General features: G+C 68.4%; 24 protein-coding genes. 7 read left to right on the top strand and 17 right to left on the bottom strand.

The genetic code is table 11. The features are described 5' to 3' along the window. Positions 1 to 2 precede the first annotated feature (2 nt). The 14 genes from nuoK to RHCRD62_RS08185 form a co-directional block, all read right to left on the bottom strand. On the bottom strand, positions 3 to 302 hold the full coding sequence (gene nuoK, locus RHCRD62_RS08120) for an NADH-quinone oxidoreductase subunit NuoK (RefSeq protein WP_050064174.1): 300 nt from the start codon (positions 300 to 302) through the stop codon (positions 3 to 5). Further along, entirely contained in the window at positions 299 to 1,093 is a 795-nt protein-coding gene (locus RHCRD62_RS08125; protein ID WP_050064175.1) for an NADH-quinone oxidoreductase subunit J, read from the bottom strand. Before RHCRD62_RS08125 ends, nuoK begins: the two co-directional genes overlap by 4 nt. Beyond that, entirely contained in the window at positions 1,090 to 1,623 is a 534-nt protein-coding gene (nuoI, locus tag RHCRD62_RS08130; RefSeq protein ID WP_050064176.1) for an NADH-quinone oxidoreductase subunit NuoI, read from the bottom strand. The genes RHCRD62_RS08125 and nuoI overlap by 4 nt, the downstream gene beginning before the upstream one ends. Further along, complete coding sequence (gene nuoH / locus RHCRD62_RS08135) at positions 1,620 to 2,909, bottom strand: NADH-quinone oxidoreductase subunit NuoH (RefSeq protein ID WP_050064177.1); 1,290 nt, start codon at positions 2,907 to 2,909, stop codon at positions 1,620 to 1,622. The genes nuoI and nuoH overlap by 4 nt, the downstream gene beginning before the upstream one ends. After that, a complete protein-coding gene (locus RHCRD62_RS08140) occupies positions 2,906 to 5,338 on the bottom strand; it encodes an NADH-quinone oxidoreductase subunit G (protein WP_050064178.1) in 2,433 nt (810 codons plus the stop codon). The genes nuoH and RHCRD62_RS08140 overlap by 4 nt, the downstream gene beginning before the upstream one ends. Further along, positions 5,335 to 6,654, bottom strand: coding sequence for an NADH-quinone oxidoreductase subunit NuoF (nuoF, locus tag RHCRD62_RS08145; RefSeq protein ID WP_050064179.1), 1,320 nt, complete (start codon positions 6,652 to 6,654; stop codon positions 5,335 to 5,337). Before nuoF ends, RHCRD62_RS08140 begins: the two co-directional genes overlap by 4 nt. Beyond that, positions 6,651 to 7,340, bottom strand: coding sequence for an NADH-quinone oxidoreductase subunit NuoE (gene nuoE / locus RHCRD62_RS08150; RefSeq protein WP_367379636.1), 690 nt, complete (start codon positions 7,338 to 7,340; stop codon positions 6,651 to 6,653). Before nuoE ends, nuoF begins: the two co-directional genes overlap by 4 nt. Next, positions 7,337 to 8,647 (bottom strand): NADH dehydrogenase (quinone) subunit D, encoded by a 1,311-nt coding sequence (nuoD, locus tag RHCRD62_RS08155; RefSeq protein ID WP_050064180.1) that lies wholly within the window; start codon positions 8,645 to 8,647, stop codon positions 7,337 to 7,339. The genes nuoE and nuoD overlap by 4 nt, the downstream gene beginning before the upstream one ends. Continuing rightward, positions 8,647 to 9,402 carry an NADH-quinone oxidoreductase subunit C gene (locus RHCRD62_RS08160; protein WP_050064181.1) on the bottom strand — a complete coding sequence of 252 codons (756 nt, stop codon included), beginning with the start codon at positions 9,400 to 9,402 and terminating at the stop codon, positions 8,647 to 8,649. The genes nuoD and RHCRD62_RS08160 overlap by 1 nt, the downstream gene beginning before the upstream one ends. After that, complete coding sequence (locus RHCRD62_RS08165) at positions 9,399 to 9,953, bottom strand: NuoB/complex I 20 kDa subunit family protein (RefSeq protein ID WP_050064182.1); 555 nt, start codon at positions 9,951 to 9,953, stop codon at positions 9,399 to 9,401. The genes RHCRD62_RS08160 and RHCRD62_RS08165 overlap by 4 nt, the downstream gene beginning before the upstream one ends. A gap of 65 nt (positions 9,954 to 10,018) precedes the next feature. After that, entirely contained in the window at positions 10,019 to 10,405 is a 387-nt protein-coding gene (locus RHCRD62_RS08170; RefSeq protein ID WP_050064183.1) for an NADH-quinone oxidoreductase subunit A, read from the bottom strand. A 293-nt stretch (positions 10,406 to 10,698) separates the two neighbouring features. Continuing rightward, positions 10,699 to 11,097, bottom strand: a complete 399-nt coding sequence (locus tag RHCRD62_RS08175; protein WP_050064184.1) for an Rv3143 family two-component system response regulator — start codon at positions 11,095 to 11,097, stop codon at positions 10,699 to 10,701. A gap of 60 nt (positions 11,098 to 11,157) precedes the next feature. Then, on the bottom strand, positions 11,158 to 12,780 hold the full coding sequence (locus tag RHCRD62_RS08180) for a long-chain fatty acid--CoA ligase (protein WP_050064185.1): 1,623 nt from the start codon (positions 12,778 to 12,780) through the stop codon (positions 11,158 to 11,160). 210 nt (positions 12,781 to 12,990) lie between these two features. Further along, positions 12,991 to 13,653, bottom strand: a complete 663-nt coding sequence (locus tag RHCRD62_RS08185) for a fasciclin domain-containing protein (RefSeq protein WP_050064538.1) — start codon at positions 13,651 to 13,653, stop codon at positions 12,991 to 12,993. Between the two features lie 193 nt (positions 13,654 to 13,846). Between RHCRD62_RS08185 and RHCRD62_RS08190 the strand changes: the two genes are divergently transcribed. Together RHCRD62_RS08190 and RHCRD62_RS08195 are read left to right on the top strand one after the other, a co-directional pair. Beyond that, positions 13,847 to 15,400: a molybdopterin-dependent oxidoreductase gene (locus RHCRD62_RS08190; RefSeq protein WP_050064186.1), complete on the top strand. Its 1,554-nt coding sequence runs from the start codon at positions 13,847 to 13,849 to the stop codon at positions 15,398 to 15,400. A 92-nt stretch (positions 15,401 to 15,492) separates the two neighbouring features. Further along, a complete protein-coding gene (locus RHCRD62_RS08195) occupies positions 15,493 to 15,690 on the top strand; it encodes a CsbD family protein (RefSeq protein WP_050064187.1) in 198 nt (65 codons plus the stop codon). Positions 15,691 to 15,696: 6 nt separating this feature from the next. Here RHCRD62_RS08195 and RHCRD62_RS08200 read toward each other — a convergent pair whose 3' ends face one another. Then, positions 15,697 to 16,881, bottom strand: coding sequence for a winged helix DNA-binding domain-containing protein (locus tag RHCRD62_RS08200; RefSeq protein WP_050064188.1), 1,185 nt, complete (start codon positions 16,879 to 16,881; stop codon positions 15,697 to 15,699). Between the two features lie 232 nt (positions 16,882 to 17,113). On the opposite strand from RHCRD62_RS08200, the gene RHCRD62_RS08205 reads away from it, so the two are divergent. From RHCRD62_RS08205 to RHCRD62_RS08220, 4 genes are all read left to right on the top strand, one after another. After that, complete coding sequence (locus RHCRD62_RS08205) at positions 17,114 to 17,770, top strand: hypothetical protein (RefSeq protein WP_050064189.1); 657 nt, start codon at positions 17,114 to 17,116, stop codon at positions 17,768 to 17,770. Beyond that, on the top strand, positions 17,767 to 18,963 hold the full coding sequence (locus tag RHCRD62_RS08210) for a PrsW family intramembrane metalloprotease (RefSeq protein ID WP_050064190.1): 1,197 nt from the start codon (positions 17,767 to 17,769) through the stop codon (positions 18,961 to 18,963). Before RHCRD62_RS08205 ends, RHCRD62_RS08210 begins: the two co-directional genes overlap by 4 nt. A 140-nt stretch (positions 18,964 to 19,103) precedes the next feature. Continuing rightward, entirely contained in the window at positions 19,104 to 20,084 is a 981-nt protein-coding gene (locus RHCRD62_RS08215; RefSeq protein ID WP_050064191.1) for an ABC transporter substrate-binding protein, read from the top strand. An 8-nt stretch (positions 20,085 to 20,092) separates the two neighbouring features. After that, on the top strand, positions 20,093 to 21,061 hold the full coding sequence (locus RHCRD62_RS08220; RefSeq protein ID WP_050064192.1) for a pyridoxamine 5'-phosphate oxidase family protein: 969 nt from the start codon (positions 20,093 to 20,095) through the stop codon (positions 21,059 to 21,061). Positions 21,062 to 21,068: 7 nt separating this feature from the next. On the opposite strand, the gene pepN is transcribed toward RHCRD62_RS08220, so the two are convergent. Next, complete coding sequence (gene pepN, locus RHCRD62_RS08225; RefSeq protein ID WP_050064193.1) at positions 21,069 to 23,558, bottom strand: aminopeptidase N; 2,490 nt, start codon at positions 23,556 to 23,558, stop codon at positions 21,069 to 21,071. Between the two features lie 94 nt (positions 23,559 to 23,652). Between pepN and RHCRD62_RS26065 the strand changes: the two genes are divergently transcribed. Continuing rightward, complete coding sequence (locus RHCRD62_RS26065; RefSeq protein WP_172671027.1) at positions 23,653 to 23,811, top strand: hypothetical protein; 159 nt, start codon at positions 23,653 to 23,655, stop codon at positions 23,809 to 23,811. A 259-nt stretch (positions 23,812 to 24,070) separates the two neighbouring features. On the opposite strand, the gene RHCRD62_RS08230 is transcribed toward RHCRD62_RS26065, so the two are convergent. Next, positions 24,071 to 24,646 carry a dihydrofolate reductase family protein gene (locus RHCRD62_RS08230; protein ID WP_084734143.1) on the bottom strand — a complete coding sequence of 192 codons (576 nt, stop codon included), beginning with the start codon at positions 24,644 to 24,646 and terminating at the stop codon, positions 24,071 to 24,073. Between the last annotated feature and the right edge of the window lie 44 nt (positions 24,647 to 24,690).

Below are 24,690 nucleotides of genomic sequence, written 5' to 3' on the forward strand. Positions count from 1 at the left end.
GGTCAGAACTTCAGGAGGTTGGCGGCGTCGACCGATGCGGATCGACGGGTGCGGAAGATGGCCATGATGATCGCGAGGCCGACGACGACCTCGGCGGCAGCGACCACCATCGTGAAGAACGCGAAGACGTGACCGTGCAGGTTCCCGTGCATGCGGGCGAAGGTGACGAACGCGAGGTTCGTCGCGTTGAGCATCAGTTCGATGCACATGAACACCACGATCGCGTTGCGCCGCAACAGCACACCAGCTGCACCGATGGTGAACAGCAGTGCCGACAGGTACAGGTAGTTCTCCGGATTCACCTCTCCCCCTTTTCACCGCCGCGGTGCGGCCGATCGTCACTGCTGTCGTCGCGCGGCGTCAGGATGCTGCTGACCGATTGCGGGGCGGGCGACCCGTCGGGCAGACGTGCTGCCATGTCCACGGCGTTGTGGCGGGCGTAGACGCCGGGCGTCGGCAGCGGTGTGACCTGGCCGCCGTCCCGGAACCGTTTCAGCGACATGGCCTTCTGGTCGGGTTTCGGTTCGAGGCGTTCGCGGTGCGCGAGGACCATCGCTCCCAGGGTCGCGACGATCAGGAGCGCGCCCGTCAGTTCGAACGCCCACACGTAGCGCAGGAAGATCAGCTCCGCGAGGGCGGGCACGTTGCCGAGTGTGCCGTCCGGCCCGGGCCCGCTGTTGGCGTCGGGCAGGTCGACGAAGGCCGTCACCGTGACACTGCCGATTCCCGCGATGAGAAGGACCCCGAATCCGACGCCTGCCGCGACGGCGGCAACTCGTTGCCCTCGGAGGGTTTCGACGAGTGAGTCGGACGAGTCGACGCCGATGAGCATCAGTACGAACAGGAACAGCATCATGACCGCGCCGGTGTACACGACGATCTGCACGACCCCCAGGAACAGGGCGTCCTGCGCGATGTAGAAGAACGCGAGCAGGATCATCGTCATCGCCAGGAAGATCGCCGAGTACACGGCCTTGGTGGCGCACACGACCCCGAGTGCTCCGATGACGCAGAGCGTGCCGAGAATCCAGAACTGCACGGCTTCGGCGGTACTCGTGCGAGTGAGCGGCTCCGCGAGCAGAAGGGCGTTCACGACGTCTCCCCTGTCGGGCCGTCACCGGTGACGTTGTTCCGGTAGTAGTCCTCGTCGGTGGCGCCGGGTGCCATGTCGTGCGGTGGCGCGGTCATTCCGGGTTCGAGCGGGGCGAGGAGGCGGTCCTTGCCGAAGATGAGGTCGGCGCGGTTGTCGTCGACGAGTTCGTCGTAGCTGTCGGTCATGGTGAGCGCTCGGGTCGGGCAGGCTTCGACGCACAGTCCGCAGCCGATGCAGCGGAGGTAGTTGATCTGGTAGACGCGCCCGTATCGCTCTCCGGGTGAAAAGCGTTCGCCCTCGGTGTTGTCGGCGCCCTCGACGTAGATCGCGTCGGCGGGGCAGGCCCACGCGCACAGTTCGCAGCCGATGCACTTCTCCAGACCGTCGGCGTAGCGGTTGAGCTGGTGACGCCCGTGGTATCCGGGCGCGGTCGGCGGGCGTTCCTCCGGGTACATCTCGGTGTTCGGCTTCTTGAACATCGTCGAGAAGGTGACGCCGAACCCGGAGATGGCATCGAGGAATCTGGTCATGACGAACCTCCGGACACCCGATCGAACGTGGGCAGTTTTTGTCCCGGCATCGGCGGGACGGGGAACCCGCCTGCCATCGGATCGAACGGTTGCTCCTCCGGCGGCGCAATCTCCGTCTCATCGGTTCTCCTGCGCCTCAGCAGGTTCCACAGCAGCGCGAACAGCGCCAGAGCCACCATCACCCCGGCGACGACGAGGGTGACGGCCCGCGCATCGTGTCCTTCGATCCGCAGCGCCTTCGCGGTGGCGACCAGCATCACCCACACCAGCGACGCCGGGATGAGCACCTTCCAGCCGAGGTTCATGAACTGGTCGTAGCGCAGTCGCGGCAGTGTGGCGCGCAACCAGATGAAGACGAACAGGAACGCCCACACCTTCGCGACGAACCACAGCACCGGCCACCATCCGCTGTTGGCGCCGTCCCAGATGCTGATGGGCCACGGCGCGTGCCAGCCACCGAGGAACAGGGTCGTCGCGAGCGCCGAGACGGTGACCATGTTGATGTACTCGGCGAGCATGAACATCGCGAACCGGAGCGACGAGTACTCGGTGTGGAATCCGCCGACGAGTTCGCCCTCCGCCTCGGGCAGGTCGAACGGCGCCCGGTTGGTCTCGCCGACCATCGAGGTCACGTAGATCAGGAACGACGGCAGCAGCAGGAAGACGTACCAGGTGCCGACCTGGGAGTCGACGATCCCGGAGGTGCTCATGGTGCCCGCGTCGAGGAACACGGCCGCGAACGACAGGCCCATTGCCACCTCGTACGAGATGACCTGTGCGGTGGACCGCAGGCCGCCGAGCAGCGGGTAGGTCGATCCGGATGCCCATCCGGCGAGGACGATGCCGTAGACGCCGACGGAGGTGACGGCGAGGACGTACAGGACGGCGACCTGGAGATCGGTGAGCTGCAGCGGGGTGCGATGCCCGAAGACGGACACCTCCGGGCCGAACGGGATGACGGCGAACGCCATGATCGCAGGGACGATCGAGATGATCGGCGCGAGGAGGTAGACCGGTTTGTCGACCCCGGCCGGGACGATGCCCTCCTTGAGCGCGAGTTTGATGCCGTCGGCGAGGGACTGCAGCGTGCCGCGGGGCCCGACGCGGTTGGGGCCGACCCGCATCTGCATCCACGCCATGACCTTGCGTTCGGCGAGCAGCGCCAGCAATGGCGTCACGATCAGGAAAGCGAAGATCGCCACCGCTTTCGCAATCACCAGCCACCAGGGGTCCCGGCCGAACGCGGACAGGTCGGCACCCGCGGCGAGGACGAGGTCGGCGCTCATCTCTCCTCGCCTTCGGCCGCGCGGCCGGGTCTGATGCGCACCAGTGCGCCGACCGTGACCCCGAGGTCGCGGTGCACGGCGCTGCCGGGCGAGTTCAGCGGCAACCACACCACCCGCTCGGGCAGATCGGTGACCACGACGGGGAGCGTCACGGCTCCGTGGTCGGTGCTCACGACGAGTGCACCGCCGTCCTGGCAGCCGATCTCGGCCGCCGTGCCCGCCGAGATCCGCGCGACCGGCCGGTGTGCCGTGCCCGCGAGGTGCGGTTCGCCGTCCTGCATACGCCCGGCGTCGAGCAGCATCCGCCACCCGGCGAGGATCGCCTGGCCGGGACCGGGACTGCGGGGTTCGGCCGCGGCGGTCGCGGGATCGCTCGCCGGGTCGCCGTCCCAGTGCCCGACGACAGCGAGTTCAGCTCGGGCCGTGGCGGCGTCCGGGAGGTCGATGGGTTCACCCATCTCGGCCGAGAGTGCGTGCAGCACTCGAAGGTCCGGCATCGCGCCGGTGCCTGCCAGCGCCGACTCGAACGGCCGGTCGCGGCCCTCCCAGTCGACGAAGGTGCCAGTCTTCTCCCCGACCGGCGCCACCGGGAACACGACGTCGGCGAGGTCGGTGACGTCGCTGCGACGCAGTTCCAGCGACACCACGAACCCCGCGGAACGCACCGCCTCCCGCGCCGCAGCCGGGTCGGGAAGATCGTCGAGTTCGACACCGGCGATCAGCAGGGCACCGAGGGTTCCGCTTCGTGCCGCGGCGAGGATGCCGTCGGTGCCGCGGCCCGGGGCAGCAGGCAGGTCGGCCTTCCACCGGGCACCGACCCGGCTCCTGGCGTCCGCAATCGTGACGGGGTGACCGCCCGGCAGCAGGGTCGGCAGTGCGCCCGCTTCGACGGCACCTCGGTCACCGGCTCGTCGCGGGATCCAGGCGAGACGAGCGCCCGTGGCGTCGGCGAGTTCACACGCCGCGGTCAGTGTTCCGGGGATCGCTGCGGCCCGTTCGCCTACCAGGATCAGCGCCCCCGACTGGCGGAGGGTGTCGTCGGCCGACAACGCCCGCAGCGCTGCGGGCTCACCGCCCGGGCCCGCCTGCACCAGACGTCCGGACAGCTTGCCAAGTCCGCGGCTCGCGTACGCCGCGACAGAGTGCACCGTGAGTCCGTTCCTGCGCACCGCCTTGCGTAGCCGCAGGAAGACGATCGGCGACTCCTCCTCCGGTTCGAGGTTCACCAGCAGTACCGCGGGCGCGCGATCGATGTCGGCGTAGGTGACGTCCATCCGTCGTCCCGCGACCCGGGCGGCGAGGAACGCGGTCTCCTCCGCAGAGTGTGGGCGGCCCCGGAAGTCGATGTCGTTGGTGCCGAGCGTGACCCGCGCGAACTTCGCGTAGGCGTAGGCGTCCTCGACGGTGAGGCGACCTCCGGTGAGGACACCGGCTCTTTCGGCGTCCCGCAGTCCGCGCGCCGCGACCACGAGCGCCGCCGACCACGACGCGGGTTCCAGTTGGCCACTCGACCCGCGCACCAGCGGGGACGTCAGGCGGTCGTCGGCGGTGGCGTAGGTGAATGCCCACCGTCCCTTGTCGCAGTTCCATTCCTCGTTGACCTCGGGGTCGTCGCCTGCGAGGCGCCGCAGCACGGTCCCCCGGCGATGGTCGGTGCGCTGCGCGCAGCCGGACGCACAGTGCTCGCACACACTGGGACTGGACACCAGGTCGAACGGGCGGGCGCGGAACCGGTAGGCGGCACCGGTCAGCGCGCCGACGGGACAGATCTGCACGGTGTTGCCGGAGAAATACGACTCGAACGGCTCCCCCTCCCCGATCCCGACCTGCTGCAACGCGCCGCGCTCGAGCAGGTCGATGAACGGGTCGCCCGCCACCTGCTCGGAGAAGCGGGTGCACCGCGCGCACAGCACGCAGCGCTCACGGTCGAGCAGCACCTCCGTCGACAGCGGAATCGGCTTCGGATACGTACGTTTGACGCCGTCGAAGCGAGACTCGCTGCGGCCGTTGGACATCGCCTGGTTCTGCAGGGGACACTCGCCGCCCTTGTCGCACACCGGGCAGTCGAGCGGATGGTTGATCAACAGCATCTCCATCACACCGCGCTGCGCCTTGTCCGCCTCCGGGGAGGTGAGCTGGGTGTGCACGATCATCCCCTCGGAGACGGTCGTGGTGCACGACGCCATCGGCTTCGGCAGCCGCGCGGCGGGTGCGCCGGGTTCGCGCCCGGGCAGCCACACCTCGACGAGGCACTGTCTGCACGCGCCGACCGGGTCGAGCAGCGGATGGTCGCAGAACCGGGGGATCTGGATGCCGACCAGCTCGGCGGCACGGATGACGAGGGTGCCCTTCGGAACCGAGACGTCGGCTCCGTCGATCGTCACCGTGACCAGGTCGGCGGGCGCGGACACGTTCTCCTGCAGTGTCATTGCGCCGCCGCCCCCGAAGTCAGTGCGGCCCGCGCCGGATCGAAGGGACAGCCGCCGTGATCGAAGTGCGCGAGATACTCCCCGCGGAAGTACTTGAGCGAGGAAGTGATCGGGCTGGCGGCGGCGTCACCGAGGGCGCAGAACGACTTCCCCGCGATGCCGTCGGCGATGTCGAGCAGCGTCTCCAGGTCGGCGGGCGTTCCCTCCCCGGCCTCGAGCCGTTCCATCACCTGAACCAGCCAGTAGGTGCCCTCCCGGCACGGCGTGCACTTGCCGCACGACTCGTGCGCGTAGAACTGCGTCCATCGCAGCACGGCCCGCACGACGCAGGTCGTCTCGTCGAAGATCTGCAATGCCTTGGTGCCGAGCATCGATCCGGCGACGGCGACACCCTCGTAGTCCAGTGGAACGTCGAGGTGTTCCTCGGTGAAGATCGGCGTCGACGATCCACCTGGCGTCCAGAACTTGAGCTGATGCCCGGCACGGATCCCGCCCGCGTAGTCGAGGAGCTCCCGCAACGAGATGCCCAGTGGCGCTTCGTACTGCCCCGGACTCGTGACGTGTCCGGACAGCGAGTACAGCGTGAAGCCGGGCGACTTCTCGCTGCCCATCGAGCGGAACCAGTCGGGTCCGTTGACGAGGATCGGCGGCACGCTTGCGATGGACTCGACGTTGTTGACGACCGTCGGGCTCGCGTAGAGGCCGGCGACGGCGGGGAACGGCGGCCGAAGCCGGGGCTGTCCGCGCCGCCCCTCCAACGAGTCGAGCAGCGCGGTCTCCTCGCCACAGATGTACGCGCCCGCGCCCGCATGGACGACGACGTCGAGGTCGTATCCGCTGCCGAGAATGTCCCGCCCCAGGTAGCCCGCCTCGTAAGCCTCCGCGACCGCGTTCTGCAGTCGGCGGAGCACCGGCACCACCTCGCCGCGAACGTAGATGAACGCGTGGTGCGCCCGGATCGCGTAAGCGGCGATCACGACACCCTCGACGAGCGCGTGCGGCGTCGCGAGCATCAGCGGCATGTCCTTGCAGGTGCCCGGTTCGGATTCGTCGGCGTTCACCACGAGATAGTGCGGTGTGCCCGGACCCTGCGACTCCGGCGAATCCTGGGGAATGAACGACCATTTCGTGCCGGTGGGAAATCCCGCGCCCCCGCGGCCGCGCAGTCCGGATGCCTTGACGATGTCGATGACGCCGTCGGGTGACATCGCGAGCGCGATCTTCAGTCCCCGGTAGCCGTCGTGCCGTTCGTAGGTGTCCAGGGACCACGATCGCGGCTCGTCCCAGTAGCGGCTCAGCACCGGCGTCAGCGTCATGGCAGGTCTCCCGTCCGCTCGGTCGGGTTCCCGGGCGCGGTCAGTCCCCGCTCGCGCGCGACCCGCAGCCCGGCGAGAGTGGCGTCGCCGGGCGCTCCCGCGTCGACGGCGCCGGAACGCGGATCGGCGAACCCGGCGAGGATGCGTTCGGTCTCCCGGAACGTGCACGGCGGCGCGCCTCGCACGGGGATCGGGGTGCCGCCCGCGCGCAGCGTCGTCACCAGTTCGGTCGCCGTGTCCGGGGTCTGGTTGTCGAAGAACTCCCAGTTCACCATCACCACCGGCGCGTAGTCACACGCGGCGTTGCACTCGACGTGTTCGAGGGTGACGGCACCGTCGGGAGTCGTGTGTCCGGGCTCGATGCCGAGTTCGTCGCGCAGACGGCTCAGGATCGCGTCACCACCCATCACGGCGCAGAGGGCGTTCGTGCACACTCCGACCAGGTAGTCGCCGGTGGGGGTGCGACGGTACATAGAGTAGAACGTCGCGACCGCGGACACCTCCGCGGCAGTGAGATCGAGTTGGCGGGCGCAGAATTCGACACCGGCCGCAGTCACGCACCCTTCCTCGGATTGGACCAGGTGCAGCAGCGGCAGCAGGGCCGACCGAGGCTGCGGGTAGCGGGCCAGGATCTCCTTCGCGTCCAGCTCGAGGCGCGTCAGGATCTCCCCTGAGTAGGACGTCACCGGTCCACCCCTCCCATCACGGGGTCGATGCTCGCGACCGATGCGATGACGTCCGCGACCATGCCGCCCTCGCACATCACGGACACCGCCTGCAGGTTCGTGAACGACGGGTCGCGGTAGTGCACCCGATACGGTCTGCTGCCGCCGTCGCTGACCATGTGCACGCCCAGTTCTCCACGGGGCGACTCGACCGCCACGTACACCTGTCCCGCGGGGACGCGAAAACCCTCGGTGACGAGTTTGAAGTGGTGGATCAGCGCTTCCATCGACGTGCCCATGATGTGTTCGACGTGCTCGGGCGAGTTACCGAGCCCATCCTCACCGAGCTTCAGGTCCGCGGGCCACGCGATCTTCCGATCGTCGATCATCACCGGCCCGGGGCGCAGCCGGTCCAGGCACTGTTCGACGATCTTCAGCGACTCCCGCATCTCGCGGACCCGGATCAGGTAGCGCCCGTAACAGTCGTTGCCGGACTCGGTGACGACGTCGAACTCGTACGTCTCGTATCCGCAGTACGGTTCGGCGCGACGCAGGTCGTGGGGCAGTCCGGTCGCCCGCAGGATCGGCCCGGTGATGCCGAGTGCCATGCATCCCGTCAGATCGAGGAACCCGACGCCCTCGGTGCGGGCCTTCCAGATCGGGTTCTCGTTCAGCATCAGCTCCATGTCGCGGAGCCGGCCCGGCAGCACGGTGAGCAGTTCCCGGGCGGCGGCGAGCGCCTCGGGCGAAACGTCCTTCGCCAGACCGCCCGGCCTGATGAAGGCGTGGTTCATCCGGAGGCCGGTCATCTTCTCGAACACGTCCAGGATCAGTTCGCGTTCCCTGAACCCGAACAGCATCGCGGTGACGGCCCCGAGCTCCATCCCGCCGGTCGCGAGCGCAACCAGGTGGGAGGAGATGCGGTTCAGCTCCATGAGCAGGACGCGGATCACGGTGGCGCGCTGGGGAATCAGGTCGGTGATGCCGAGCAGCTTCTCGACACCGAGGCAGTATGCGGTCTCGTTGAAGAACGGCGACAGGTAGTCCATCCGCGTCACGAACGTCACGCCCTGCGTCCAGTTGCGGTACTCGAGGTTCTTCTCGATACCGGTGTGCAGGTAGCCGATGCCGCATCGCGCCTCGGTGACGGTCTCGCCCTCTATCTCCAGGATCAGCCGCAGCACCCCGTGCGTCGACGGGTGCTGCGGACCCATGTTGACGACGATCCGCTCGTCGCCCGATTCCGCAGCCGCGCTGACGATCTCGTCCCAGTCTTGCCCGCCCGCGCTGTAGACGGCTTCGGTGGTGTCGCCCTGTGCAGAGTTCATCAGTTGTAGGCCCTCCGCTCGTCCGGTGGCGGAATCTGTGCGCCCCGGTACTCGACGGGGACGCCTCCGAGTGGGTAGTCCTTGCGCTGCGGATGCCCGTTCCAGTCGTCGGGCATCTCGATTCGCGTCAACGCCGGATGCCCGTCGAACACGATTCCGAAGAAGTCGTACGTCTCGCGCTCGTGCCAGTCGTTGGTGGGATACACCGCATACAGCGACGGCACGTACGGGTTCGCATCGGGCACCGACACCTCGAGCCGTATCCGGCGGTTGTGGGTGATCGACATCAGCGGGTACACCGCGTGCAACTCACGGCCGGTGTCCTGCGGGTAGTGCACGCCGTTGACCCCGAGACACAGTTCGAAGCGCAGCGCCGGTTCGTCCCGCAGCGCCCGGGCCACGGCGGGCAGGAAGGGCGCCCGCACGTGAACGGTCAGCTCGTCGCGGAACACGACGAGCTTCTCGATCGCGTCATCCGGAGGTACACCCGCCGCGTCGAGGGCCGCGGCGAGTTCGTCGGCGACCGCGTCGAACCATCCGCCGAGCGGACGGGAACTGCTCGGCGGCAACATGACCGGGCGCTCCAGTCGACCGTAGCCCGAGGTGTCTCCGGTCCCCCGGACCCCGAACATGCCGTGCCGCACGTCGATCACGTCCGCGACCCCGCGCTCGTCCGGCGGCCTGCACCCTTCGGGCCCTGCCGTGGCTTCCGCGTCGACCCGGCCGACATCTCCGGTGGGTTCATCCGATGTCATCGCAGCAACCCCCGCATCTCGATGGTCGGCGTCGCGGCCAGCGCGGCCTTCTCGGCCGCCCGCACCGCCTCGTCCCTGTTCACTCCCAGGGGCATCTGCTGGATCTTCTCGTGCAGCGCGATGATCGCGTTCAGAAGCATCTCGGGACGTGGCGGACAGCCCGGAAGGTAGATGTCGACCGGCACCAGGTGGTCGACTCCCTGCACGATCGCGTAGTTGTTGAACATTCCGCCCGACGATGCGCAGACACCCATCGCGAGAACCCATTTCGGCTCGACCATCTGGTCGTACACCTGGCGGAGAACCGGGCCCATCTTCTGACTGACGCGACCGGCGACGATCATCAGGTCGGCCTGTCGCGGCGACGCGCGGAACGCTTCCATTCCGAACCGGGCGAGGTCGTACCGGCCGGAAGTGGTGGCCATCATCTCGATGGCGCAGCAGGCGAGGCCGAACGTCGCGGGCCACAGCGACCCCTTGCGGGCGTAGCCGGCGATTCCCTCGACCGTCGTCAGCAGGAAGCCGCTCGGCAACTTCTCTTCGAGACCCATGATTCGCCCTCAGCTCCCCGATCGACCCGATCTTCCAGTGCTGCCGAATGATTCGATGCTCGAGGTCAGTCCCAGGTGAGACCACCCCGGCGCCACTCGTAGGCGTATGCGACCGACACGTTGAAGATGAACAGCGCCATCGCGGCGAGGCCGAAGGCACCGAGCGCGTCGAAGTGAACCGCCCACGGGTACAGGAAGACGATCTCGATGTCGAAGATGATGAACAGCATCGCCGTCAGGTAGTACTTCACCGGGATGCGCTGCCCACTCGCGCCACCGATCCCGCTGCCGTGCCGATCCGGTTGCGACGTCGGCTCGATGCCGCACTCGTACGCCTGCAGTTTCGCGCGGTTGAGGCGGCGCGGCCCGACGACGGATGCCACCAGAACGGAGAACACCGCGAACAGGACCGCGATCGCCCCGAGCACGAGAATCGGAATGTAGACGTTCACCGCTCTCCCCTCCGGACGGGAGGGTGCACCGGGCTGCGGGCGAACCGGCAGCAGCGAGGCACCGGTCGGCGTCCCGCCGACCCTGCCGTCCGTCCTGCTCGATCCGCCTCATGACCTGCTCCCTGGTCCGACGCATGCACTGAGCTGTCCTGCAACCGCGGGAGCGGAAATGATCGGCAGACCTGCTCCGGGCACGTCCGCTCCTGGAGCCGAACATACCCCCGGCCAGGCACACGTGTGAGCCACGACACTCCCGGGTCGGGTCGTGGCTGGAGACGTGCTGGCGAGAAGGGTCAGCCGCGCGCCGCGCGCAGCAGCGCCACGACTTCCTGAGTGAGCTGAATCGGGTCGATCGGATGCGGAACGGCGGCGGACGCCCGCGACCACTTCGCGAGCCAGGCATCGTCGGCACGACCGGTCAGGACGACGATCGGCGGGCAGTTGTCGATCTCGTCAGTGAGCTGCTTCGCGAGCCCCATGCCGCCCGCGGGGGTCGCTTCGCCGTCGAGGATCGCCAGATCGACACCACCCTCGTCGAGGTGCCGCACCACCACAGGTGCAGTGGCGACCTCGACGCACTCGATCTCGGGGAGGTCGGGGTGGGGCCGGGTGCCGAGCGCGGAGACAACCTTCCTACGCGTGAGGGTGTCGTCGCTGTAGACGAGGACGCGCAGGGCCGGATGATCGCTCACGGCGGGGATGCTACCGGCGACGCCTGCCGTGCCCGGTGAGGCGCGGCAGGCGTCGAGCGGTCAGATCCGGGTGACGTCGAGTCCGCCGTCCTGGTACTGCGACCGCAGCCGCTTCTTGTCGAACTTGCCGACGCTGGTCTTCGGAACCTCGCCGATCACGGTCCAGTTCTCGGGCAGCTGCCACTTAGCGACCTTGTCGGACAGGAACTCCCGCAGCGAGTCGACGGTGGCATCCGATCCCTCGCGCAGCACGACGGCGACGAGGGGCCGCTCGTCCCACTTCTCGTCCGGAACGCCGATGACGGCCGCTTCGAGGACGTCCGGGTGACCCATGACCGCGTTCTCCAGATCGACCGAGGAGATCCATTCGCCGCCGGACTTGATGATGTCCTTGGTGCGGTCGGTCAGCGTGAGGTAGCCGTCGGGCGAGATGGATCCAACGTCGCCGGTGCGCAGCCATCCGTTGTCGAACTTGTCGGCGGCGTCGACGCCGTAGTAGGAGCCGGTGATCCACGGACCGCGGACCTCAAGTTCGCCGATGCTGGTGCCGTCGTTGGGGACGACCTCGCCCGCGTCGTCGACGAGACGTGCCTGCACGGACGCCGGGAAGCGGCCCTGCGTGTAGCGGTAACGCCACTGGTCGTCGCCCTCGGCGCCCGCCGGGGGACGGGCAACGGAGCCGAGCGGAGACGTTTCCGTCATTCCCCACGCGTGCAGGACCTGGACGGCGTGCTCGTTCGCGAAGGTGTGCATCAGCGACGGCGGCACCGCGGAGCCACCGATGAGGACCTCCTTCATGAAGGAGATGTCCTGCGGGTGCTGCTCGAGGTACTGGTGCAGGCCGAGCCAGATCGTCGGCACGGCGGCCGCGAACGTCGGGCGCTCGGCGGCGATCAACTCGGCGAGCGGCGCCGGCTGCAGGAACCGGTCCGGCATGATCAGCGACGCGCCGATCATGAACGCCGCGTACGGCAGTCCCCACGACATGGCGTGGAACTGCGGCACCACGGCGAGTGCGCGGTCGCCCTGCTTGAGCGCAGGCCCGTCCGTCATGCAGACCTGCATGGAATGCATGTAGATCGAACGATGGGAGTAGACAACACCTTTCGGGTCACCCGTGGTGCCGGAGGTGTAGCACATCGCGGCGGCAGACCGCTCGTCCACCTCGGGCCAGTCGAAGTCGGTGGGCTGCTCCGCGATGAGGCCCTCGTAGGTGTGCACCTGCACGCCCTCGGGGACCTCGAGTCCGGCGGTCGAGTCTCCGGTCACGATCACGTGCTTGACGGTGGTCAGCTGCGGCAACTGTGGCGCAAGCAGCGGGATGAGCGTCGGGTCGACGATGATCACGTGATCCTCGGCGTGGTTGGCCACATGGACCAACTGCTCCGGGAACAGGCGGATGTTGAGGGTGTGCAGCACGGCGCCCATCGACGGCACCGCCAGGTACGCCTCGAGGTGCTCGGCGTTGTTCCACATGAAGGTGGCGACACGCTCGTCTCCAGTCACTCCGAGTCCGCGCAGTGCGTGCGCGAGCGCAGCACACCGACGTCCGACCTCGGCGTAGCTGCGCCGCCGTGGTCCGGCATCAGTCCAGGTGACGACCTCCGCGCCGCCGTGAACCGTGCTGCCGTGGCGCAGCAACTGGGCGATGGACAGGGGTGCGTCTTGCATGGTGCTCAACATGAATTGCTCCTCAAGTTCCGGCGTTCGCGCACCATTGTGACCTACAGCACAAGAACATGGGGGGGCGGGGTCATTAGCCATGCGTAGCGACGAACCCGGGAGGCCGTGTCGGGGTACGGGCCTCCCGGGTCGCCACCCCCGCCGTCGGCGGACTCGGCAGTGCGAGGGCGCCTCGAGACCGTCGGCGACGGAGAACTGGAGTTACCGGTCCTACTGGGCGGGCGGCATCAGAACACCGTCGATGAGATAGACGGTCGCGTTGGCGGTGTTCACACCACCGCAGATCACGGCCGCGTCGTCCACCTTCAGGTCGTCACCCGACCCGGTGACCGTCAGTGTCGCGCCCTGGGCGGTGGTGTGGGTGCCGTCAACCTCCGACGGGCTGAGCCGACCGGGCACCACGTGGTACGTGAGGATCGACGTCAGGGTGGCCGAGTCCGTCTTCAGCGACTCGATGGTCGCGGGGTCGACCTTCGCGAAAGCGGCGTCGACCGGGGCGAAGACCGTGAACTCGCCTCCGTTGAGGGTGTCGACCAGATTCACATCGGGGTTCAGCTGCCCTGACACGGCCTGAGTGAGGGTGGTCAGCATCGGATTGTTGGATGCCGCGACGGCGACGGGCTCCTCCGCCATTCCCTCCACCGATCCGGCGCCGGTCGGGACCTGCTCGGCGTAGGCCGCGCATCCCGGTCCCACCAGGTCGGATGCCGGGGCGGCCATGCCCGAGGTCATCGCCCCCGTGGACGGCATCGACGTCGTCGCCTGCGGCGTCGTGGAATCGGACGTGTCGTCTCCGTCCGAGGAACACGCGGACAGTCCGAGGAGCGCCACGGCGGCGAGGCTCACGGCTGCTGCGGTGCGGTTCGTCTTCATCTTCGGTTCCACCTTCTCGGGTCTCGAGGTCGGGTCCGACCTGTGGCCGGCTACCGGATGTCACCAGTGCTTCGGAGCCGGCGGCGGCACGGATGGGTGCGAATACGGAGTAGTTTTCGACCCATCCGATCCGCGCGTCGCATCGAACCCCCACCGTTCGACAACGCGCAGTCGACGGGAAAGGCGTGAGGGCATGGCCGAGCACGACGAGGACGCCCGCTGGGCACTCCCGGCACGCGCACTGTCAGGAGTTCTCGCCGCGGCCGTGACGCTCGGGGTCGGCGAACTGGTCGCGGCGGTGATCGACACGTCCGCATCACCATTCTTCGCGGTAGGGTCCACGACGGTCGACCGGAGTCCTTCGTGGGCGAGGGAATTCGCGATCGACACCTTCGGCACCAACGACAAGCCCGCACTGTTCGCAGGCATGAGCATCCTGATCGTGGTGCTCTCCGCGATCGCGGGTCTGGTCGAGCGGACGCACCGCCCCTACGGAAGCGCGATCCTGCTGGCGCTCGGTGTCGTCGGGGTGTACGCGGCCACCAGCCGTCCCGGTGCGAGCGCGGCATACGCCATCCCCACGATCGTCGGTGTCACCGCGGGAATCGTGGTTCTGCGGGTACTGACCAGGCGTTTTCGGGCCATCGGCGATGCGGGAACCGCGGGCGAAGGCATGTCTCGCCGACGTTTCCTCGTTCTCGCGGGCACCGCCGCCGCGGTCGCGGTGGCAGCGGGAGCGGTAGGCAGGCACCTCGCCGAGACGGTCGCGGACGCGGTGCGGAATCGGATGGGATTCGTCCTGCCCACCGTCGCCGCCGCCGACCGCGCACCCACCATCCCGCCCGGTGCCGACGTCGGAGTGGCAGGCGCGACGACGTTCGCCACTCCCAACGACGTCTTCTACCGCATCGACACCGCGCTGCAGGTCCCGAAGCTCACCACCGACGAGTGGTGCCTGCGGATCCACGGCATGGTCGACCGCGAAATCACCTTGCGTTGGGACGATCTCGTCGCGCGCACGCCGATCGAGCGGGCCGTCACGTTGACGTGTGTCTCCAACGAGGTCGGCGGCAACCTGGCGGGCAATGCCACCTGGATCGGCTACCCGATGAGGGATCTCCTGGACGAGGTCGGGGTGTCCGCGGACGCAGACATGCTGCTGTCCACCAGTTCCGATGGGTTCACCTCGGGCACCCCGCTTGCCGCGCTACTCGACGGCAGGGACGCGATCCTCGCGGTGACGATGAACGGGGAACCGCTGCCGTTCGAGCACGGCTACCCCGTCCGGCAGGTGGTCCCCGGTCTGTACGGCTACGTGTCCGCCACCAAGTGGGTGGTCGACTGGGAAATCACTCGCTTCGACCGCGCACAGGCGTACTGGACGCGGCGCGGATGGGCAGAGCAGGCGCCGATCAAGACGGCGTCGCGCATCGACGTTCCCGCGTCCTTCGCGCGGGTCGACGCCGGCACCGTCACCGTCGCGGGCACGGCCTGGGCGCAGCATCGCGGCATCTCCCGCGTCGAGGTCCGGGTCGACGACGGCCCGTGGAGAACCGCGACCCTCGCGCCCGAGTACTCGATCGACACGTGGCGCCAGTGGACGTGGCAGTGGCAGGCGTCGCCCGGCACCCACACCCTGCAGGTCCGCGCGACGGATGCGGCCGGGGAGGTCCAGACCGAGGACCGCGCCGACCCGATCCCCGACGGCGCCACCGGGTGGCACACCAGGTCGGTCACCGTCGGCTGACCACCCCCACAGCGCGAATCCGGATCCAGGCGTACGGTCGGGAGAGTCTTCGAGGACAGGACCACGTACCCACCACGAAGCGAGGAGTAACCATGTCGGACTTCATCGACAAGGCCAAGCACAAGATCGAAGAGCTCACCGGGCACGCGAAAGAAGCCGCGGGAAAGGCCACCGACGACAAGGATCTCGAGGCCGAGGGCAAGAAGGATCAGGCCACAGGAGGGCTCAAGCAGACCGGCGACAAGATCTCCGATGCCGCGCAGAAGGCCAAGGACTCACTGACCGACTGATCTGCCTCACGCGTACCGCTTGGAGATCGGCGACGGGAACCGGAGCATCACCCGCTCCCCGCCGAGCCACTCGTTCAGAGCTTCGGCTTCGGTGTCGAGCGCTTGCCGCACATCGGACTCCACGTCCTCCAGCAGGTGCGTGACCACCTCCCCGGCATCGTCCTGCCACCAGCCGCCGACGATCCGGCCGTCGCTCCACAGGGTCGGGCCCGCGTTGCCCGCGGTGTCGAAGAGCGGTTCGCGATGGGGGCCGAGGTACCAGTCGCGATCCTTCCAGCCCATCGTGGTGGGGTCGAGGGCGGGCAGTAGCGCCACCCAGGGTTCGGTCGGCGAGACAGGCTCGGCGTCGTCGGCCATGAGGTAGCCGACCGCCCCGTCGAGATCGACCTGGACAACGTCCAACGCGGACAGTGCTTTTCGCACCAGGGTGAGCGTCGACCCGAGCCACCACTTGAGGTCGTTCTCGGTGCCGGGCCCGAAGGAACGCAACCACTGCTCGACCAGCCAGATGACGCCGTCCACCTCGGCCATCGGCTCGATCACAGCACCGAGCCACGACTCCGTTGTCGCCCAACGGTTTCGCGACACCTTCCAGGAGCCGTCGTTGGTGGCGCGCACGACGCGACCTTCGGCGGACAGCACCGTCAGCACCCGCGGGCCGATCGAGACCTGCCCTCCCCAGCTCTTGCCCTCGCCGTAGCTCATCGAACCCTGCAGCACCGGGAGCGCGTCACGCAACGCGGTGTACGACGTCGGGTCACCGCCGTCGAGGGCGGCCAGCACCGCGTCGCCCGCCTCGTCGAGCCAGCGCGCACCGTCGGTGAACAGTCCGGCCTTCTCCACCTCGGTGATCAGGCGTTTGCGTTCCCGCTCGGCCACACGGGCGCTGCCGCCCGCCTGGGCGTACGGCATCGCCTCACGGGGGAACACGAACAGCGTCCGCCGCATCGACAGATGTTTGACCAGAGACCGGTCCTCGTACAGGGCGCGGTCGAGGTCGGCGATCGCCATGCCCGGCACCCGCGCCCGCGCGGACATGTACACCGTCGACGGATCGGTCGCGTGCAGGCAGACGAGCCCGCGGGCGGCGTCTGTCGCCGTCTCGGCCTGCGCTCCCGGTGCGAGGTGATGGTTGCGCGCGAGGCGGGCACGGCGTTCGGTGACGTCGACACGTCTGACTGGGTTCGGCACGGCCCCATTGTGGACCGCACCGCCGACATCGGCCCGAGGGATCCGCCAAACGCATCGTCGCCGTCCCTACGCAGGACCTGCGAATGCGCCCGGAATCATAGGGATGTCGCGTATCACCCAGGCCAGGTCATGAGGCATCCTTAGGGTGAGCAAGGATCAAATCGCCGTGAAAGGGCCTGAAATGAACAGTTCGCTACACGGCAGGCGTGCTTCGCCACACCACCGGGTTCCGGTGGAACACAGACTGTTCGGTGTCGACACCCGCGCGCTCTGGCCCGCGGCCATCGTGCTCGGCATCGGCCTGGTGTGGAGTATCGGGCTGCCACTGGTGAACGACGCGGTCGCCTGGGACGACCCGATCGTCGCCGGAGACTCGATCGACATGGGCGACGGCGTCAGCTTCGTACCCCCGGTCGGCTGGCAGCTGACCGACGGCGTGCGCGTCGGTGAGGAACCCATCACGGGTGTCACGTCCAACAGCAGTGCGCAGGTGTCCAGCGGCGGCGCACAGATCGACGCCACCGGCGGCACGTTCACCGGCGACGCCAACGCCCTCATGGATCAGGTGACGTCGAACCTGTCCGCCGACACCGGCGGATTCACGGTCACCGGCAGCCGGGGCACCCTCGTCACCGACAGTGGACTCGTCGGGGTCAGTGAGCCGTTCACCTCCACCGACGGCGACGGCCTCGTCGCAACCTTCATCCTGCCCGAGACGGTCGTCTCGGCGCCGTCGGCCGAGTCCGACGCGGCCCCCGCCGCGGCTGACGATTCGACGTCGTCGCGCGCCATCACCTTCACCGTCAACACCGCAGCAGGTCAGTACGCCGCGAACGCGGCCGACATCGACGCCACCCTGCGCAGCCTCACCGCCGGAGGATCCCGATGACCGTCCGTCACGACACCGACCCCTCCGACGACCTCCTCGCCGCGCAGGTACGGGCACTGGACGAATCCGGCTGGGGTGCCGGGTTCCGACTGTTCCAGCCACGCAACCCCGCATTCTGGGTACTGGCCGTCGGGCTGGTCGCCGGTCTCGCCACCGCGATCCCCATCGTCACGCACAGCGCCGCCCTCTACGGCACCGCACTCGCAGTGGGTGTCGTCGGGTTCGCGATCTACGCGATTCCGTGGTGGATCTTCCTGCACCACCACGACCGCTACACCCCCCTGCCTGCCAAATTCGTTGCGGTGGGATTCGTCTGGGGCGCCGTCGCCGCCACCTTCTGGATGGCCTACAACGCCAACAACGCCATGCTCCCGCTGTACGCGAAGCTGTTCGGCCACGATTGGGCGATGGCCTGGGGTGCCGGGCTGACCGCACCGTTCACCGAGGAGATCGCCAAGGCGACGGCGTTGGTCCTGCTCATCGGGTTGGGGTCCCGGTTGGTACGCAGCCCGTACGACGGATTCGTGATCGGCGCGTTCGCCGGCCTCGGGTTCCAGGTCGCCGAGGACATGCTGTACGCCGCCCAGAGCGCCGTCCACACCTTCGGGACCGACCAGATCGGGCAAGCGGTCAAGATCATCGCGTTCCGCGGCGTGTTCGGCATCGTCTCCCACACCCTGTTCTCCGCCATCTTCTGCGCCGGTTTGGTGTGGTTCCTCGGCAGGCCCCGGGCTCAGCGCAACCGAGTACTCGGGACGGCGCTCATGGCAGCGTCGATGTTCCTGCACTTCGTCTGGGACTCGGCAGGCGCACTCGCGGGGATGCTGCTCGGCAACTCCGGCCTGGGTTTCGCCTTCACCATCGCCGCTGTGATCGTGGGTCTGGTCCTTGTCGTCTGGGTCGCACGGCGGGCATCCGACATCGAAAAGCACTGGCTTCACGATCTTCTCGCGCCCGAGGTCGCGCAGGGGACGATCGGCGAGGCGGAGGTCGCCGCGCTCGCCGGCACCCGCAAGGACCGCAGGCAGTACCTCCGTCAACAGAAGAACGGCAAGCGTCGAGCGCATCACGTACTCGACGCGACGGCCGATCTCGCTGCCGGCATCGCGGGCAGCCACGGACCGGACAGTCCGGAGGTCGCCGAGCTGCGGTCCGAGGTGGTCCGACTGCGCGCGGAACCATCCGCACCGTGACGGCCTGACCGGACACACCGCACCACGATCAGGGTCGGCCCGCGCATGCGGGCCGACCCTGATGCGATTCCCACACCCGCGAAATGGAGTTTGTTAGGTTAGGGTCACTTTAGTTCCCGTCCGAGAAAGGCACTCGAACAGTGCGATCTCCCCGCTGGGCGTCCGTCCTCACCTCCACCATCACCCTCGTGGGTGTCGCCACGCTGGCCGCATGCAGCAGCGCCGACAACGCCGACAACGCATCGGCCGGCTCGGACGGCTCCTTCCCCGTCACCGTGGACCACAAATTCGGATCGACGACGATCGAGGCCCGCCCGGAGCGCATCGTCACCGTCGGATTCAACGACCTCGACTTCGTGCTCGCGCTGGGCGAGACACCCGTCGGAACACGCGCGTTCACCGGCTACGACTACCGGCAGCGCCCGTGGGCGCAGGGGTACGCGACCGACATTCAAGAGGTCGGCGGCATGGAGCTCGACTTCGAGAAGATCGCGCAGGCCAACCCGGACCTGCTCGTCGGCACCTACTCCGTCCTCGAGGAATCGGACTACAAGTCGCTGTCCGAGCTGGCACCGACCGTCGCCGACCTCCCCGGCGACAACCCCACCTGGGAGGACCAGCTCGAGACGATCGGCACCGCGATCGGGAAGCAGGAGAAGGCGGCGGAGGTCCGCGACTCCGTGCGCGCGGAGTTCGAGGCCGCCATCGCCGCGAACCCCCAGTTCGCCGGCCGTACCGCCGCGGTGGCGATGAAGATGGCCGACGGCTTCTACATCTTCGAGCAGCAGGACCCCCGGGGCGCCTTCTTCACCGAACTCGGCTTCGTCTCTCCCACCCAGACCGGTTCCATCACCGCCGAGCGGTACGACCTGCTGAACCAGCAGAACCTGATCGTCGTCGGCGCGACAAAGGACGATCTGCTGGCCGATCCGCTGTTCGCGCAGCTGCCGGTGGTCAAGGAGGACCGCACCGTCTATCTCGGCGAATTCGGCACCGACGTGCCTGCCGCACTGGGCTTCTCGAGCCCGCTGAGCCAGCCGTACCTGCTCGACGCAACACTGCCCGCACTGACCGCCGCCACCGATGACGACCCGGCGACGGTCGTCCCCGCGGTCGGCTGAGGCCCACGGTGGACGACCAGTCGGCCCCGACTCCCCTCACCACCGTCGATGAGCTCGAATGCGTCCTCGGTGAGCGGCCCCCGGTCACGCTGCTGAAGGCGATCCCATTCCTCGACGACCATTGCGCGTCCTTCTTTGCGCGCTCGCCGTTCGCGGTGCTCGGTGTGCACGGCGGCGACGGCGTACAACACAGTCTCGTCGTCGGCGGTCCTCCCGGCGTCGTGGCGATCGCAGACCGGAACACGCTCCGCGTCGAATCGCTCTCGCTCCCCGACGATCTGGGCGACGGCGGGCCCGCGGGCCTCGTTGCGCTGGTCCCGGGCTACGCGGAGACGATGCGCGTCAACGGCCGGCTGTATCGCGACGGGGAGGCGACGCTGCTGCGGGTCGAGGAGGCGTACCTGCACTGCGCGCGGTGCGTGACCCGCTCGGGGCTGTGGGACGACACCGACGTCGCAGATGCCCCCGCCGCGGCGGTGCCCGACTCCGATCTCGACGACCCGGCGGTGCGTGAGTTCCTCACGCGGTCCCGCTTTCTCACCGTCACCAGCACCGATGCGGACGGCGGCACCGATGTCAGCCCGAAGGGTGACGAGGCCGGGTTCGCCGTGCCGCTCGGCCCCCGTGTCCTCGCGTTCCCGGACCGCCCGGGGAATCGGCGCACGGACACCCTGCGAAACCTGTTGCAGCACCCCGAGGTGTCGCTGCTGGCGCTGGTCGCGGGCGACGACCGGGTTCTGCACGTCCGGGGCCGCGCGTCGATCACCGACGACCCCGACCTGCGGGCCCGGCTCGCCGCCGGGCTCGCGCAGCCGGAGCTGGCCGTCGTCGTCGAGGTCGACCACGTGGACCTGACACCCAACCGCGGCCTGGCCGCGGCCCGGTTGTGGAATCCCGAGGTGCGGGGCGGTCACGCGGAACTACCCAGGGCTGGGCAGATCTGGACCGACCACCTCGCCCTCGACAACGTCGGCTAGTCGGCAGTCACCTGGCGCGGGAACGCACCCTCAGGTCCCGTGCCAGGTGGTCGCGCTGTTCGACCACGAGGCGACGCAACGCCGCGGGGGCGTTCTCGTTCGCGTCGAGCCACTTGTCCACGGCCTCGGTGGAGTCCTTCGCCGGGAACAGTCCGACGACGAGACGGCGGGCGATCTCGATGCTGCGCTGCGCCCAGACGCCGGTCAGGGCCGCGAAGTACGAGGTGTCGTAGCGGGCGATCAGGTCACGCCGATCCCCCGCGCGGAAACCGCCGATGGTGGCGTCGAGGTGGTCGTTGGACAGGGAGGAGTCGGTGAGCGCCGACTCCCATGCCCGCGCCTTCACCTCGGCATCCGGACGGGCGGCGAGCGCACGCAGGTGCGCGGTGCGCCCGGACGCGGTGTCGTCGCGGGTGAGCTCGGCGTCGAGGTCGGCGGTGTCGGCGTGACCGGTCGCGGCGAGCGCCGTCCACAGCAGCCAGCGCAGGTCGGGGTCGAGGGACAGTCCGTCCGGCGCCGCGGTGGCGCCGTCGAGGAGGGCACGGATGTCGCCTGCTCGACGCTCGTCGAGTGTCGCGGCGGACGCCGTCGCCCGCGCCCACACCAACTGGGAACCCGAACCGGGTTCCGCGGCCCACAGTGTGGCCCAGCAGGTTTCGAGCCACTCACCGCGCCACCGGTCCCGATCATCGTTGCGCAAGTAGTGTCCGATCGCGAAGGCCGCATTCGTGGTCGCCGCGGTCAGCAGGGCCGTGTTGGGTTCGGTCGGGGCGAACCGGCGCGCCACCTCCAGGTAGCGGCGCGGGTCGAGTTCCCCGTCGCGGGTGGCGTTCCACAACGCCGACCACACCAAACCGCGGGCCAGCGGGTCGACGATCCGGTCAAGCGAGGCCTCGACCGTCCGGACGGAGAACCCCCCGAGCCGGACCTTCGCGTAGGTGAGGTCGCCGTCGTTGAGGAGCACCAGCGGCGTCTCCTTCAATTCGACGGGGGTGCGCGGGCGTGAGATGTCGATGTCGAGGCGCTCGGTGAGCACCAGCGAACCGGACTCGTCGAAGTCGTAGAGCCCGATGCCGAGGGTGTGCGGCCGGGGGTCGGTCTGGACCACCTCGAACCGCTTGCCGCGACGTTCGAGAGTCAGGGTCGACATACCCGTGGTCTGCAGCCACGCCTGCGCCCAGGCGTCGAGGTCACGCCCCGATGTCGCGGACAGTTCGCTCAGCAGATCGGCGAGAGTGGTGTTGCCGTAGGCGTGTTCGCGGAAGTAGCGGCGTGCTCCTTCGAAGAAGGCGTCCCGTCCCACGTACGCGACGAGCTGCTTGAGCACGCTGGCGCCCTTGGCATACGTGATGCCGTCGAAGTTCAGTTTTGCGGCTTCGAGGTCGACGATGTCCGCGACGATCGGATGGGTCGTCGGCAACTGGTCCTGCGAGTACGCCCACGCCTTGCGTCGGTTCGCGAACGCCACCCAGGCATCCGTCCACTCGGTGGCCTCGGCACTGGCGAGGGCGCCCATGTAGTCGGCGAACGACTCCTTGAGCCACAGGTCGTCCCACCACTGCATGGTCACGAGGTCGCCGAACCACATGTGTGCCATCTCGTGCAGGATCGTGTTGGCACGTCCCTCGTATTGGGCGTCGGTGGCGGCGCCCCGGAACACGTAGGCCTCGGTGAAGGTGACGCAGCCGGGGTTTTCCATCGCGCCGAGGTTGTACTCGGGAACGAACACCTGGTCGTATTTTCCCCAGGGGTAGGGGAATTGAAAGTTCTCGGCGAAGAAGTCGAGTCCCTGACGCGTCACCTCGAGGATGGTGTCGGCGTCGAGGTACTGCGCGAGCGATCCGCGGCACAGGACGCCGAGCGGGACGGTGAGGTCGTCGCGACTCCAGGTCGAGTCGACGCGATGGTAGGGGCCGGCGACGATCGCGGTGATGTAGGTGGAGATCGGCAGCGTCGGCGCGAACTCGACCACCTGGCGATCGTCTTGCTCCTCGCGGGTGACGGCCGCCTGGTTCGACACCACTTCCCACCCCGCGGGAGCGGTGACGACGAACGTGAAGGGCGCCTTCATGTTCGGCTGCTCGAAACACGCGAAGACGCGGCGGGCGTCGGACGGCTCGTACTGCGTGTACAGGTAGGTCTGCTCGTCGACCGGGTCGAGGAAGCGGTGCAGGCCCTCGCCCGAACGGCTGTAGAGCCCGGTGGCGCGGACGACGACGGTGTTGGACGCGGCGAGGCCGCGCAGGGTGATGCGGGCGCCGTCGTACGGGGCGTCGACCGGTTCGCCGTTGACGGTGACCGACTCGACGGATGCGCCGAGGAAGTCCAGCCACGTCACGGGGGCGGACGCGTCGAACTCCACGGTGGTGACTGTGGAGAAACCGGGTTCGGAATGGTCGGGCGCGGACGTCAGATCGAGTTCGACGCGGTAGGAGCGGACGGTGACGGACGCGGCGCGTGCTGCGGTCTCGTCACGGGTCAGGTTCGCGGTGCTCACCTCGTCGATCCTGCCAGTCGCGCAGGCACCCAGCCGCGAGGTTGATACCCCAGGGGGTATTATTGGTCGCTGTTGACCTCGAAAGGACACTGCAATGTGCCAGCCCACCCCCTGCTCCCGCTGCGGCAAGACCACCTGGACCGGATGCGGACAACACGTCGACGACGTGATGCGGCACGTCCCCGCCGACAAGCGCTGCACCTGCGAACGACCCCCGTCGGGTGGCTTTCTCCGCAGCCTGTTCGGCCGCTGAGTGCCGACGAAGATCCGCACAGTTCGGTGCCGGCGCCCAAGTCCGAAGCTCGTTGAGCCACGACCCGACCATCGGGTCCGCGGGCGCAGCCCCCTCGGCCTCGATCAGCGACCGCGCGGCTGACCCGCCGTATCCCGTGGCCACAGGCGAATGCGGCAGCACCGCGAAAGATCGGACACGCCTGATCTGCCGCGGTGCTGCCGACCCCCACGCCCGTTCCACGTGGGCCGAGTCGGTGTGGTTGGTGCGTTCGATCTGCTCAGCGCACGACGTCGTAGACGAGCTTGGCCACTCCGTTGGAGTAGGTCGCCGAATCTCGCAGGCGCAGCTGCTGCTTGTCCCGGTCGGTCCGGCTGAACAGACTCTTGCCCTCACCCAACACCACCGGGAACACCAGCAGGTTGTACCGGTCGATCAGATCGGCATCCGACAGACTCCGGGCCAGCTCGGCGCTGCCGTGGATGAAGATGGCGCCACCCTCGGTCTGCTTCAGGGCGGCGATGTCGTCGACGGACCGCAGGATCGTGATCGGACCCCAGCCGTCGGTCACGGCATCGTCGGTGAGGCTGGCCGACACCACGTACTTGGGGAGATCCTTGTATGCGGCGTGATCGGCGGAGTCGCGCCAGATCGGGGCGAACGCCTCGTAGCTGCGCCGGCCGAACATCAGCGCGGTCGTGTCCGCGAGTTCTTCGCCCTTGAGCGAGAAGGCCTCGGGTACGAACTCGGCATCCATGACCCAGCCTCCGCTGCGGTGCCCCTCCTCCTTGCCGCCCGGCGAGTCCACGACTCCGTCCAGCGACATGAAGCCCGTGTAGACAAGTTCACGCGTCAAAATTCCTCCTGAGATCCGAAAGCGAGACCGCTCCTGATTGTCCG

The sequence above is a fragment of the Rhodococcus sp. RD6.2 genome (assembly GCF_001040705.1).
Lineage (GTDB): Bacteria > Actinomycetota > Actinomycetes > Mycobacteriales > Mycobacteriaceae > Rhodococcus_G.